Source organism: Glutamicibacter sp. JC586 (assembly GCF_009805585.1).
GTDB lineage: Bacteria > Actinomycetota > Actinomycetes > Actinomycetales > Micrococcaceae > Glutamicibacter.
Map to the genome: position 1 here is coordinate 298,890 of NZ_VHIN01000002.1, position 12,496 is coordinate 311,385.

Genomic DNA, 12,496 nt, shown 5'->3' on the forward strand with positions numbered 1-12,496 from the left:
GAGCGCTCCCCGAACTTCAAAAAGAAGGTGTACTGAAATGACCCAGATCTCTACCAAGCCAATGCCGGCTACCGACGAACAAGTACTGCAGATCGCGCATAGCGAAGCGTGGTTGACTCTCAAATCGGCCACCGCCGAGTTCCAGGGCCTGCAGGCTAAAGATGGGTCCATCACGCAGGGGGCGAGCCGTTCTCGTGCCGCCGAACTAATCGACTCAATCGTTGCTTCGGTCCACGGTCTGAAAAGCTACTTTGCGCACGACGCTGAATATCTAGAACAGCTTGTGAGCGACCTTGAAAATTGGAGCGAGGGCGGTTTTGGTGTTCCAGACTTCTTGGACTCCCTACTTCGCTTCCAACCACAGGCTCAGCGCATCGACGGTTTGATTCACCTAGTACTTTTCCCGATGTACACACAGAACGGTTCAACCAATCGTCATCTCGAAGCGGTACTCGTTCAGGTCATGTGGCCGGAATTCATTGCGCAACTAGAGAGCACCAATTACACCAACGCGTTGTTTGTTCCCTTGCGTTTTATTGACTTCACCGAGGGCTACAACACCAACTCTGCAGTGCTCTTCCCAGAGTCGGTGGCCATACGTGAGACCCCATCATTTACCTGGGGCGCAATCTTCCAGGATCGTGAGGCCGCACGCTTCCGCAAGGTGCTCCAAGAAGCCGCAACAATTACCAATCTGCAGCTACCAGATGATGCGGCAGCGTTACTGACAGATCAGCACCTGACCGAAGAAACCTTCATCATGTGGGACTTGATCCACGACCGCACCCATATGCGTGGCGATCTTCCCTTTGATCCGTTCATGATCAAGCAACGCATGCCGTTCTTCTTGTACTCGCTAGAGGAACTGCGTTGCGATTTGACCGCCTTCCGTGAGTCCATGAAGATCAGCAATGACCCAAAGGCCGATCCCAAGACCGCAAAGATGGCCAAGCTAGTCCAGTATGCGGTGATCTTCGACCGCATCTTCCGCTTTGCCATCACCGGCTCGCGTGTGCGTAACTACGATGGCCTGGGCGGCCAGCTGTTGTTCGCTTGGATGCACCAGCACCATGTCCTTCACTGGACCGACACCAAATTGAGCATCGACTGGGATCAAGTACCAGAAGTCGTCGCCGCGTTGGGCGATGCAATCGACGAGCTCTACTGGAAGTCCATCGACCGCCCCAAGTTAGCGCACTGGCTTGCGGCTTACGAATTAGTCTCCCAAACCGTCACGCCAAATCCGGCCTCCCAATGGGCCAAGGGACCACAAGCATTGCCGCTCACCGCTCCCCTACGCGAAATCACCGATCAAGTGATGGATGATGAGTTCCCATTGTCGATGTTCTATGAGGCGCTGAATAAGAAGATGGCCAGCGTCATCGAGTCCACCAAGGGCATGACTGGCACCTCGGCAATCTAGGATTCCTGTCTTAGGGTAGGAACTGTGAGCAAAGAAAGACTCTTCTTGAATCAGACACTACCAATAGTGCTCATCGCTGGCGCCACTTCGGCTTCCGGAATCGCATGTGCTCAGGCCCTGCACACCGCTGGAGCCCAGGTGCTGGCGGTGGGCAGTAGCCAGACCCGGTTAGATGAGCGCCTTGGATTCACCGAGGGCAGGTACGAATGCGACCTAACCGATTTTGACGCGGTACAAGATCTGGCTCGTCTCATTCATACCAACCATGGGCCAATAGATGCGCTTATCCATCTGGTCGGCGGTTGGCGAGGCGGGAAATCGATCGTTGGACAAAGCGATGAAGACTGGGATTTCCTTCACCGCTCAGTGATGGGCACCCTGCGCAATACCACTCGTGCTTTTGTTGACGACTTGATCAGCTCGACCTCAGGCCGTTTGGCCATCGTCAGCGCCGAGGCAGTCACCAATCCAACTCCGTCAAACGCCAATTACGGGGCCATCAAAGCTGCAGCCGAACACTGGGTCAACGCGGTGGCACGACTATTTAGCAAAAACGCGCCCAATGCGGCAGCTATCAGCTGGGTAGTCAAAGCACTGAGCGAGCAATCACCTGACTTGGCTCCTTCCGGGCACACCTCAGTGAGCTACCTGGCCCAAGCAGCGGTAGAATTATTGGCCGATCGCGCAGTGTCCCAAAATGGCACTCGCATCGCGCTGCCTCGCGCCTAGCCTCATACTTCACGACAGTTTAAGGAACGACACAACATGACTTCACTGCACGACACCGCTGTTCGAGGCTTTGCTTCAGATAACTACTCCGGGGTCCACCCACGAATCCTTGAGGCGATTGCCCGCGCCAACGGCGGACACCAAATCTCCTACGGCGAGGACCAGTACACCGAACAGTTGGGCACCGTTGCTCACGAAATCTTCGGTGAACAAGCCACTATTTTCCCGGTCTTTAATGGCACCGGAGCAAATGTCACCGCCCTACAGTCGTTACTGCCACGATGGGGTGCCGTCATTTGTGCCACCAGCGCGCACATTAACGTGGATGAAAATGGTGCCCCAGAACGAGTCGGCGGCTTCAAACTTTTGCAGGTGCAGACTCCCGATGGCAAACTCACCCCAGAGCTGATCGATCAGGAGGCATGGGGCTACGGCGATGAACACCGCGCCCAACCCTTGGCCGTTTCCATCACTCAGGCCACCGAACTAGGCACCTTGTACACCCCGGAAGAAATCAAAGCCATCACCGAGCACGCCCAGAAGCTGGGTATGAAGGTGCATCTAGATGGTTCGCGCCTATCAAATGCCGCGGCCGCGCTTAATGTTCCACTGCGGGCTTTGACCACCGATGTTGGCGTAGACATCGTGTCGTTGGGTGGAACCAAAAATGGCATCCTGCTGGGCGAAGGCATTCTGGTCTTGCGCAAGGAACTGGCCGATGACATGAAGTACCTGCGCAAGATGAACATGCAGTTGGGCAGCAAGATGCGATTCATTTCCGCCCAGTTGATCGAACTGTACGGAACCGAGCTGTGGAAGGAACTAGCTGGTCATGCCAATGCAATGGCAGCCCAACTAGCCCAAGCCGTGGAGCAGATCGCTGGAGTGGAATTGGTTTACCCAACCCAGGCCAATGGTGTGTTCGCCAAGCTACCAACCGAAGTCAGCGACGAACTTCGCAAGCACTTCCGCTTCTACGATTGGGATCGCGCAGCCGGTGAAGTGCGCTGGATGTGTTCCTTTGATACCACCGAAGAGGATGTTGCGGCGTTCATTTCCAAGTTGCGCGAACTCATGGGTTCCTACGTCCCCGCTTAGCATTTGTGTGACTCGGCGTGCCGTACCACGGTGGGGGTACGGCACGTTTAGACTCAAATTGTGACCAACGATCGCCCTGCCTCAGCCATTCCGAGTGCCTTCGCCAAGGCCCTTGAAGAGCTGTCGCACGCCAAGGTACGCAAAGAGCTGAAGTTCACCGAGATCCCTGCACCAGGGCGCCTTGCACCGTTTGCGTTGGCCCTGAGTGGAGACGTCATTGATATGGTGCCCCCAGATCACGGCCCGCACGGCCAAGAGATCGGCCGCACCCCATTCCTTCAGCCACAGGAGCAGCTGGCCACGGGCCGCTTTATCCTCCTATACGATCCTGCTGGTCAAGAGATGTGGAATGGACAGTTCCGTATCGTGACTTATGTCCGGGCTCGCCTTGATCACGACATGGGGCAGGATGCAATGCTCGCCTCGGTGGCGTGGTCTTGGTTGGAGGACTCTTTGCGTGAGCGCGAGGCGTTCCATCATTCCGCAGGTGGCACTGCAACCCGTGTCATTTCCGAGTCTTTCGGTAACCTTGCCGGGGAACAAGACCACATCGATATTGAACTACGCGCTTCATGGTCACCAGAAACCGATAATCTCGGACCACATTTGAGTGCCTGGGCGGACTTGGTTTGCACCTTTGCTGGCCTACCGCCGCTACCTGATGGCGTCCAGCAGTTACCACACCGTCGACTCAGCTAGATTACCGGCGCAGTTCCCGGTTCGCAGTTGGATCTAGAATAGAAGTATCATGCCGAATTCTGAGACCACCGCTTCTTCATCTTCTACCGCTGATTCCCAGTCACCCGAGCCAGTGCTAACGCCCCTGACTCATCCGCGTGATGGGATTCCAGAGGTCATCAATACCCCGGCCGCCTTGCGCCGTGCGGTGCGCGAGCTCAGCGCTGGCAGCGGAGATTTGGCGGTGGATACCGAACGAGCCAGTGGCTTCCGTTATGGTCAGCGCGCTTTCCTCTTACAGATCCGTCGTGAAGGCGCAGGGACATGGCTGATCGACCCCGAAGAACTTGAGGACCTGAGCGTGTTGCGTGATTTCATGAATCAGCAACCATGGATTTTGCATGCCGCCACCCAGGACCTCCCTTGTCTTCATGACCTAGGCATGTCTCCCACCGCATTGTTTGACACCGAACTCGCAGGTCGCCTCGCTGGATTCCCCCGCGTTTCGCTGGGGACCATGGTCGCTGAACTGCTGGGCCTGCAATTGGCCAAGGAACATTCTGCGGTGGATTGGTCCACCAGACCATTGCCAGAATCGTGGTTGAACTACGCTGCTTTGGACGTTGAAGTCCTTGAAGAATTACGTCAGGAAATCTCGAAGATCCTGATCGAGCAGGGCAAGATGGAATTTGCTAGACAAGAATTTGAATACGAGCGCAATCTTCCTGATCCGCAACGCGCCGAAGAACCGTGGCGCAAACTCTCCGGCGTCCACAAGCTCAAAGGGCGCCGTAACCTGGCTATCGCCCGTGAGCTTTGGCTCTCCCGCGAGTCACTGGCACAAAGTCAGGACATCGCACCGGGTCGACTTCTTTCTGATCGTGCCATTATGGCTGCCATCGAGCAGCGTGCCACAACCGTGCCTGCACTGCTTCAAATCCCGGGGTTCCATACCCGCCATGCCAAACGCGACGCGCCGCGTTGGATCGACGCTATTCAGCGGGGCCGATTGACCCGCGACCTGCCTGAATTACGAGCCGGCAAAGCTGGTTTACCGCATCCTCGCTCGTGGGCAGAAAAGAATCCTGCCGCCTTTGCCCGCCTTGAATCAGCCAAGCTGGTGTTGGCTGAGGTCAGTGAGCACTGGAATATTCCTATCGAAAACCTGCTCACCCCGAAGTTGGTTCGCGAGCTTTGTTGGAATCCGCCGGCCCTGATCAGCGCCCAAGGTATTGATGAACAACTGAGCCTTTTGGGCGCTCGTGACTGGCAACGAGATCTCCTTGTTGACGGGCTTGCTCAGGGATTCGCCCAGGTCTAGCCGCCTCGGGCAAGGTTTGGTTTTCTTACTGAAACCAAACTGTGATGCCCTGCACTTGCACTTCAAGTTACTACTGAGTAACGTATGGTTTAGGTCACAGTGATGCTGGCCACTGCCCTACCCCGGGCAGCATGAACCAACCCCAAGGAGCCCGACGGTGAGTGCCAACGCTTCGACCGTGCCCAATAACGTGCACCCTTCGCTCAACGACCGCGACGTAGTCTTCATCGACGGGGTACGTACTCCGTTCGGCAAGGCCGGCGAGAATGGCATTTACCACGGTACCCGCGCCGATGATCTTGCAGTCAAGGCCGTACGTGGACTACTAGAACGCAACCCAGAAGTACCTGCTGAGAAAATCGACGAAATTTCGATCGCTGCCACCACGCAAACGGGAGATCAGGGACTAACCTTGGGCCGCACCGTGGGCTTGCTCTCGGGCATTCCAAAGTCTGTTCCCGGCTTTGCTATTGATCGCATGTGCGCTGGAGCCATGACTGCGGTCACCGCGACAGCAGGCGGCATCGCCTTCGGCGCCTACGACATCGTCGTCGCTGGCGGCGTCGAGCACATGGGTAATCACCCGATGGGTGCAGGTGCCGATCCAAACCCACGGTTCCTCTCCGAAAAGATCGTGGACCCGCAAGCCCTGAATATGGGCAACACCGCAGAGAACTTGCATGACCGTTTTCCTGCGATCACCAAAGAACGCACGGATCGTTACGCCGTGACATCGCAAAATAAGCTCAGCAAGGCCTACGAAAACCAGCAGATCCAGCCTGATCTCATCCCAGTGGCCGCTAAGCGCCCAGGCGAAGGTTGGAAGGTCAACACCGCCGATGAGCCTCCGCGTCCAGGTACCACCATGGAATCCTTATCGGATCTTCGCACTCCATTCCGCGCCCACGGACGAGTCAGCGCCGGCAACGCCGCAGGACTGAACGACGGGGCCACCGCAGCATTGCTCAGTAGCGGTCAGGCCGCTCGCGAGCTGGGGCTACAGCCAAAAATGCGCATGGTTTCTTTCGCCTTTGCCGGTGTTGAACCGGATGTCATGGGCTATGGTCCGGTTCCCGCCACCGAGAAGGCCTTAGCCAAGGCCGGACTGAGCGTTGACGACATCGGCCTGTTCGAAATCAACGAAGCCTTCGCCGTCCAGGTTCTGTCCTTCCTAGACTTCTACGGGATTGACCAGGATGACGATCGTGTCAACCGCTACGGCGGTGCCATTGCTGTCGGCCACCCGCTGGCCTCCTCTGGAGTTCGTCTGATGACCCAGCTGGCTCGCCAGTTCTCCGAGGACCACTCGGTACGTTACGGGATCACCACCATGTGCATTGGCTTAGGCATGGGTGGCACCGTCATTTGGGAAAACCCGAATCATGCAGACTTCGGCAGCAAGGCATAAGGAAAAGACAATGACTGTAGACACCAAGAAATTCGCAGCCGTCGCGCAAATGATGCATGACGAAACCGTCACCCATTCATTCGTCACCGACGTCGCCCTTCCCAGTGGAAAGACTTTGGCGCTGCTGACCCTCGATAATGGACTCGACCACAAGAAGCCGACTACCTTAGGCCCCAACAGCCTGCTGGAACTTCGCGCGACTTTGGAAACGCAAGCGGAACGTGCCAAAGCCGGAGAAATCCATGCTTTGGCCATCACCGGCAAACCGTACTTCCTAATTGCCGGAGCCGATTTGTCGGCAGTAACCCGACTGAGCGAACCCGAGCAGGCCACCGCGATGGCGTCGTTGGGCCATTACACCTACGAACTGCTGGCAGATCTGGGCGTCCCAACCTTCGCATTCATCAATGGCTTGGCCTTGGGAGGCGGACTAGAAATCGCCCTGGCCTGCAACTACCGCACCGTGAGTACCGCCGCTGGTGCGTTGGGACTGCCAGAAGGGTTCCTCGGATTGATCCCAGGTTGGGCCGGGGTCTACCGCCTGCCACGCTTGGTCGGACCTGAAAATGCGTTGAAGGTCATGATCGAGAACCCACTGAACAACAATCGCACTCTCTCGGGGCCAGCTGCCTACAAGATGGGAGTTGCCGACGCAATATTTGAACCGGCAGATTTCATCGAACACTCCGTGTCCTTTGTTGAGTCAGTACTTGCAGACAAGGATCAGATTCAGCGACCAAACGCTGTAGATCCTTCTGATCCAGAAGTCGCTCGCCGCTGGTTGGAAGCAGCTGACAAGGCCGAACAATTTGTAGATGCAAAGCTCTCCGGAGCTGCACCGGCGCCCTATAAAATCCTCGAGGTCTTCCGTAAGGGCCTTAGCATTTCTCAGCAGGAGTCGGCTGCACTGGAAATTGAAGCGTTGACCGGACTGATGCGGACCAACCAATTTCAGAACACCGTCTACGCATTCTTGGATCTGGTGCAGAAGCGGGGCAAGCGCCCAGCAGGAGCACCCGATGCCAAGCTCGCCCGACCAGTTTCTAAGGTCGGCGTAGTCGGTGCTGGCCTGATGGCCGGTCAGCTTGCACTATTGTTCGTGCGCCGTCTAAACGTGCCTGTAGTAATCACCGACTTGGATCAGTCACGCGTCGATAAGGGCATCGCTTACATCCGCGGCGAAATCGACAAGCTGAATGCCAAGGGGCGTATGAGCCAGGACGCTGTGAACCGCACAAAGGCACTGGTAACCGGTTCGGTCACCAAAGAAGCCTTTGCGGACGCAGACTTTGTCATCGAGGCCGTCTTCGAAGAGCTGAACGTCAAGAAGCAGGTCTTCGCCGAAGTTGAGGCAGTGGTCTCCCCAGAATGCATCCTCGCCACAAACACATCCTCATTGTCCGTGACAGAAATGGGCCGGGATCTCAAGCATCCAGAGCGCTTGGTTGGCTTCCACTTCTTCAACCCGGTAGCACTCATGCCGTTGTTGGAAATTGCGGCCACGCAGTGGACCAACGAAACTTCGCTGTCCACGGCCTTCGTTGTCGGCAAGAACCTGAAGAAGACTACCGTGAAGACCCAGGACGCTGCAGCCTTCGTGGTCAATCGTGTACTTCTGCGCTTGATGAGCGAGGTACAAGCGGCCTTCGATGAGGGTACCGATGCACCCACTGCGGACTCAGCGCTGGCTCCGATGGGCCTGCCAATGAGCCCATTCACTTTGTTGGCCATGGTCGGTTTGCCCGTTGCTCAGCACGTGAATGAATCACTCAACGCAGCCTTTGGAGACCGATTCGCTGTCTCAGAGAATTTGCAGAAGCTCATCGATGCCAAGATCACGGCACTTTGGGTCAAGAATGAAGACGGCAGTGAACAACTAAATCCTCAAGCTGTCGAACTTCTGGTTCAGGGCGATAAGCCCTCCACGAAGGACGAAATCCTCTTGCGAGTTCAGAACGCTCTCGCAGAAGAAATCGGACTACTGCTTGCTGAAGGCGTTGTTGCTGAGGCCGCGGATGTTGACCTTTGCATGATCACCGGCGCTGGTTGGCCAATGCATCTCGGCGGAATCACTCCTTACCTTGATCAGGTAGGCGCTTCTGAACGGGTGAACGGCAAGAAGTTCAACAGCTAGAGCTTTGCTAATCTATGGGCCTCACTTCTTTGAAGTGGGGTCCATAGGCCTTGGCAGGGACAATACGTGGTCGCCAAATTCCTAGCATGACCACAGGGATCTCTGCCAGAATATGTTCATGACTGACAACGTCTTTCCAGCCCGACGCACCTTCATGTGCGCGTCCGCGGTCCTTGGATCAGCCGCCCTGTTGACCGCCTGCGGTGATGGCCACTCTGAAGCCGACACCCCTGAAGCATCCTCTGTACCGAAGCCAACTGGCCAGTCGCAGGTGGTGATGAAGTTAGCCGACCTTGAAGTCGGCGCCCGCACATCTGTACAAGCAAAGCATCCATCGGGCAAGGAAATACCTGTACTACTGTTCCGTCCGGATGAAAAAACCGTATTGGCGTTTTCCAGCGTCTGCACGCACCAAGGCTGTGTTGTCACGGCCGAGTCTTCCCAGGATGACTTTTTCTGTGCCTGCCACGGATCGCGATTTAAGCCAGCCGACGGAACAGTATTGGAAGGACCCGCGATCGCTCCGCTGGTCCGTTATGCCACAGAGATCAAGAATGATCAGATTTCGGTCTACGTCACCGAGTCCTAAAAGCCAGTCGGATTAACGACAAAAAACGAGGTTGCACCACTACATCAGTGGGGTGCAACCTCGTTTTTGGATAACTACCAGTTAGCTCATCGGCAACTTAGAAAAGTGCTACCTTGTTCGGTACTGGGAAGATTGCGTCGAGTTCTTCACGCTCAGCGGCAGTGGGCACCCAACGAACAGCTTTGGCGTTCATCTGGATTTGCTCCGGACGCGTGGCGCCAGCAATCACTGAAGTTACCGGCTCCTGAGCGGCCAGCCAGGAGAAGGCAAGTTCAATAGGAGCTAAGTCCCGCTCAGAAGCGAACTGGGCAAACTTATCCAGCTGCTCAAAATCTGTGGTCTCTACCAACTGCTGGCGTGCGTGAGTGAGTCGGCTTCCTTCAGGCGCGTAGCCCTTAGAGTACTTTCCGGTCAGCAGCCCGTTAGCTAGCGGGAAGTACGGAAGCACACCAAGGCCAAATTCACGGGCGGCCGGCAACACTTCAAGTTCTGCACGTCGATCAATGAGGTTGTAGTGGTTTTGTGCTGAAATGAACCGTTCGGTACCCAACTCGCGTGCCACGTATTCTGCTTGGGCGATCTGCCATCCAGCACGGTTTGAATGACCGATATAGCGCACCTTGCCACTGGTGACCAGCTCGTCCAAGGCGCGTAAGGTTTCATCGATGGGCGTGTTCGCATCGGGAGTATGGAATTGATATAGATCAATATGATCGGTGCCCAAACGCTTCAACGAAGCTTCAACGGACTTCATGATGTACCGGCGGGATCCGCGAGCGTTAAAATCCGGTCCATTTGCTCCGGCAACGTCCATACCGAACTTGGTTGCCAAGACAATGTCATCTCGGTTCTTGCCCAACGCTTTGCCCAGTCGTTGCTCAGAGAGTCCGGCGGTCTTACCGTAGTTGTCCGCAACATCAAAGAAGGTAATCCCCGCGTCCAAGGCTGCGTGAACTACCGCATCGGTACCCTCTTGGGATTCAGTTGCGGTCCCGGTTCGCCCTAGGTTATTACAGCCCAAGCCGACGACCGAAACGCTCAAACCACTACGGCCTAATTGACGGAATTCCATGAACACCTCACTGATTTGTGTCTGTCGCTTCACAGTGCGACCTGATACCCCTAGGCTATCTGTTAGGTCTGTGAAGCGAAGAGTTCAAGACACAATTCACTGCATTGCATATTTATCCATTAGGATGGAAACATGTCTAAAGTTCTTACCAATCTTCCTGTAGGCGAACGCGTCGGAATCGCGTTCTCTGGTGGCCTCGACACCTCGGTGGCAGTAGCGTGGATGCGCGACAAGGGCGCAATTCCTTACACCTACACTGGCGACCTAGGCCAGTACGACGAGCCGGACATTGACGCCGTTCCAAGCCGTGCGCTGGAATACGGTGCCGAGAATTCTCGTCTGGTTGACTGCAAGCCAGCACTGGTCGAAGAAGGCTTCGCGGCTCTGGCTTGCGGCGCATTCCATATTCGCACCGGCGGCAAGACCTACTTCAACACCACCCCGCTGGGTCGTGCCGTCACCGGCACCCTGCTGGTACGCGCAATGCGCGAAGATGGCGTGGATGTGTGGGGCGACGGTTCGACTTACAAGGGTAACGACATCGAGCGCTTCTACCGCTACGGATTGATGGCTAATCCAAAGCTGCGCATCTACAAGCCTTGGCTGGATCCTAACTTCGTCACCGAACTTGGCGGACGCCAGGAAATGTCCGAGTGGCTGCAGGAACACGGTTTCCCTTACCGTGATTCGGCGGAAAAGGCTTACTCCACCGACGCCAACATCTGGGGCGCAACCCACGAAGCTAAGACTCTGGAACTGCTGGACAGCTCTATTGAATCTGTTGAGCCAATCATGGGTGTGAAGTACTGGGATGAAAGCGTCGCGATCAAGGCCGAAGACGTTTCGGTTTCCTTCGTTGCCGGTCGCCCAGTGGCGATCAATGGCAAGGAATTCACTGACGCTGTAGCCCTGGTCAACGAAGCGAACATCATTGGTGGACGTCACGGTTTGGGCATGAGCGATCAGATCGAAAACCGTATCATTGAAGCTAAGTCCCGTGGCATCTACGAAGCACCTGCAATGGCACTGCTGTACATCGCTTACGAACGCCTCGTCAATGCGATCCACAACGAAGATACCGTTGCCAGCTACCACAACGAAGGCCGCCGTTTGGGCCGCCTGATGTACGAGGGTCGCTGGTTGGACCCACAGGCTCTGATGTTGCGCGAATCGCTGCAGCGTTGGGTTGGCTCGGCCATCACCGGTACTGTCACCATCCGCCTGCGCCGCGGCGATGACTACACGATCGTTAACACCGAAGGCGAAAACCTCAGCTACCACCCAGACAAGCTGTCCATGGAGCGCGTGGGCGATGCAGCCTTCGGCCCCGTGGATCGTATCGGTCAGCTGACCATGCGTAATCTGGACATCGCTGACTCGCGTGGCCGCCTGGAACAGTACGCCAACATGGGTCTTGTCGGTGGCACCACCGCAGAGCTGGTTGGTTCATTGGAAGCTGGTGGCGCTAACGATATCGTGAACGCTACCCACGTTGATAGCGATGATCTGGCAACCGATCGTGCCATTGAATCTGCAGCTTTTGACGCTGGCACCGACTAACCGTCGAGTACTAACCGACTAAAATGGTCGGGTCTTCTCTTTGATGAGAAGGCCCGACCATTTTTGATTTACCACCACAGCTGATGGCTATCGAGAGAAACCATTCAATGCGAGGGGACGCAGTGAACTTCGCCCCCGCTCATTGCTCATTATTCGAGCAACGAGAGCAACGGGCTGACGGTTAGCGTGAATCCAATCAGAGACAGCAGGCGAAGCACCAGTCTCGATCGAGCACCGGGCTTAGTGTTAGGCGCCGGAAGTGGAAAAACCTGTTCTACGGCCCAAGTAACGATCACAACGATCACCCCGGCCAGAGCTAGTCGAGCAGGAGCCATGCCGGAGAGTAACGAGGCAATTCCCAGTCCGATGAGAACACCAATAAACCCCTGAAATGCCAGGTGCAATGGCGTTCGAGTTGCGCCTACTGATGGTGCCTTCTTCTTAGCACCAAGAGTTTCGTCCCGGTCTTCCTGTGGAATCATTT

At 56.0% G+C, this 12,496-nt stretch carries 11 protein-coding genes; 9 read left to right on the forward strand and 2 right to left on the reverse strand.

What is annotated here, in order from left to right; all coding sequences use genetic code 11:
* The first annotated feature begins 37 nt into the window (after positions 1–37).
* The 8 genes from FJV47_RS01615 (at position 38) to FJV47_RS01650 (ending at position 9,380) form a co-directional block, all read left to right on the forward strand.
* On the forward strand, positions 38–1,423 hold the full coding sequence (locus FJV47_RS01615; RefSeq protein WP_370514877.1) for a DUF6421 family protein: 1,386 nt from the start codon (positions 38–40) through the stop codon (positions 1,421–1,423).
* Positions 1,424–1,447: 24 nt separating this feature from the next.
* A complete protein-coding gene (locus tag FJV47_RS01620) occupies positions 1,448–2,152 on the forward strand; it encodes an SDR family oxidoreductase (RefSeq protein ID WP_235026298.1) in 705 nt (234 codons plus the stop codon).
* Between the two features lie 36 nt (positions 2,153–2,188).
* Positions 2,189–3,250: a low specificity L-threonine aldolase gene (locus tag FJV47_RS01625; RefSeq protein WP_159609395.1), complete on the forward strand. Its 1,062-nt coding sequence runs from the start codon at positions 2,189–2,191 to the stop codon at positions 3,248–3,250.
* Between the two features lie 60 nt (positions 3,251–3,310).
* Positions 3,311–3,949, forward strand: coding sequence for a DUF3000 domain-containing protein (locus FJV47_RS01630; RefSeq protein ID WP_159609397.1), 639 nt, complete (start codon positions 3,311–3,313; stop codon positions 3,947–3,949).
* Between the two features lie 49 nt (positions 3,950–3,998).
* Positions 3,999–5,249 carry an HRDC domain-containing protein gene (locus FJV47_RS01635; RefSeq protein ID WP_159609399.1) on the forward strand — a complete coding sequence of 417 codons (1,251 nt, stop codon included), beginning with the start codon at positions 3,999–4,001 and terminating at the stop codon, positions 5,247–5,249.
* A 157-nt stretch (positions 5,250–5,406) separates the two neighbouring features.
* Entirely contained in the window at positions 5,407–6,657 is a 1,251-nt protein-coding gene (locus tag FJV47_RS01640) for an acetyl-CoA C-acyltransferase (protein ID WP_200831924.1), read from the forward strand.
* 10 nt (positions 6,658–6,667) lie between these two features.
* Positions 6,668–8,791 (forward strand): 3-hydroxyacyl-CoA dehydrogenase NAD-binding domain-containing protein, encoded by a 2,124-nt coding sequence (locus tag FJV47_RS01645; RefSeq protein WP_159609401.1) that lies wholly within the window; start codon positions 6,668–6,670, stop codon positions 8,789–8,791.
* A 118-nt stretch (positions 8,792–8,909) separates the two neighbouring features.
* Positions 8,910–9,380: a ubiquinol-cytochrome c reductase iron-sulfur subunit gene (locus FJV47_RS01650; protein WP_200831925.1), complete on the forward strand. Its 471-nt coding sequence runs from the start codon at positions 8,910–8,912 to the stop codon at positions 9,378–9,380.
* Positions 9,381–9,477: 97 nt separating this feature from the next.
* Here FJV47_RS01650 and FJV47_RS01655 read toward each other — a convergent pair whose 3' ends face one another.
* A complete protein-coding gene (locus FJV47_RS01655) occupies positions 9,478–10,452 on the reverse strand; it encodes an aldo/keto reductase (RefSeq protein WP_159610048.1) in 975 nt (324 codons plus the stop codon).
* 132 nt (positions 10,453–10,584) lie between these two features.
* On the opposite strand from FJV47_RS01655, the gene argG reads away from it, so the two are divergent.
* Positions 10,585–12,012 (forward strand): argininosuccinate synthase, encoded by a 1,428-nt coding sequence (gene argG, locus FJV47_RS01660; protein WP_159609403.1) that lies wholly within the window; start codon positions 10,585–10,587, stop codon positions 12,010–12,012.
* Positions 12,013–12,161: 149 nt separating this feature from the next.
* Here the strand turns inward: argG and FJV47_RS01665 are convergent, their stop codons facing one another.
* Complete coding sequence (locus tag FJV47_RS01665; RefSeq protein WP_159609405.1) at positions 12,162–12,494, reverse strand: hypothetical protein; 333 nt, start codon at positions 12,492–12,494, stop codon at positions 12,162–12,164.
* Between the last annotated feature and the right edge of the window lie 2 nt (positions 12,495–12,496).

What these genes read in the sequence shown, in the direction of transcription:
- FJV47_RS01625 (WP_159609395.1), top strand. Translation starts at nt 2,189, where the DNA reads ATGACTTCACTGCACGACACCGCTGTTCGAGGCTTTGCTTCAGATAAC.
- FJV47_RS01650 (WP_200831925.1), top strand. Translation starts at nt 8,910, where the DNA reads ATGACTGACAACGTCTTTCCAGCCCGACGCACCTTCATGTGCGCGTCC.
- FJV47_RS01655 (WP_159610048.1), bottom strand. Translation starts at nt 10,452, where the DNA reads ATGGAATTCCGTCAATTAGGCCGTAGTGGTTTGAGCGTTTCGGTCGTC.
- FJV47_RS01665 (WP_159609405.1), bottom strand. Translation starts at nt 12,494, where the DNA reads ATGATTCCACAGGAAGACCGGGACGAAACTCTTGGTGCTAAGAAGAAG.
- argG (WP_159609403.1), top strand. Translation starts at nt 10,585, where the DNA reads ATGTCTAAAGTTCTTACCAATCTTCCTGTAGGCGAACGCGTCGGAATC.
- FJV47_RS01615 (WP_370514877.1), top strand. Translation starts at nt 38, where the DNA reads ATGACCCAGATCTCTACCAAGCCAATGCCGGCTACCGACGAACAAGTA.
- FJV47_RS01645 (WP_159609401.1), top strand. Translation starts at nt 6,668, where the DNA reads ATGACTGTAGACACCAAGAAATTCGCAGCCGTCGCGCAAATGATGCAT.
- FJV47_RS01635 (WP_159609399.1), top strand. Translation starts at nt 3,999, where the DNA reads ATGCCGAATTCTGAGACCACCGCTTCTTCATCTTCTACCGCTGATTCC.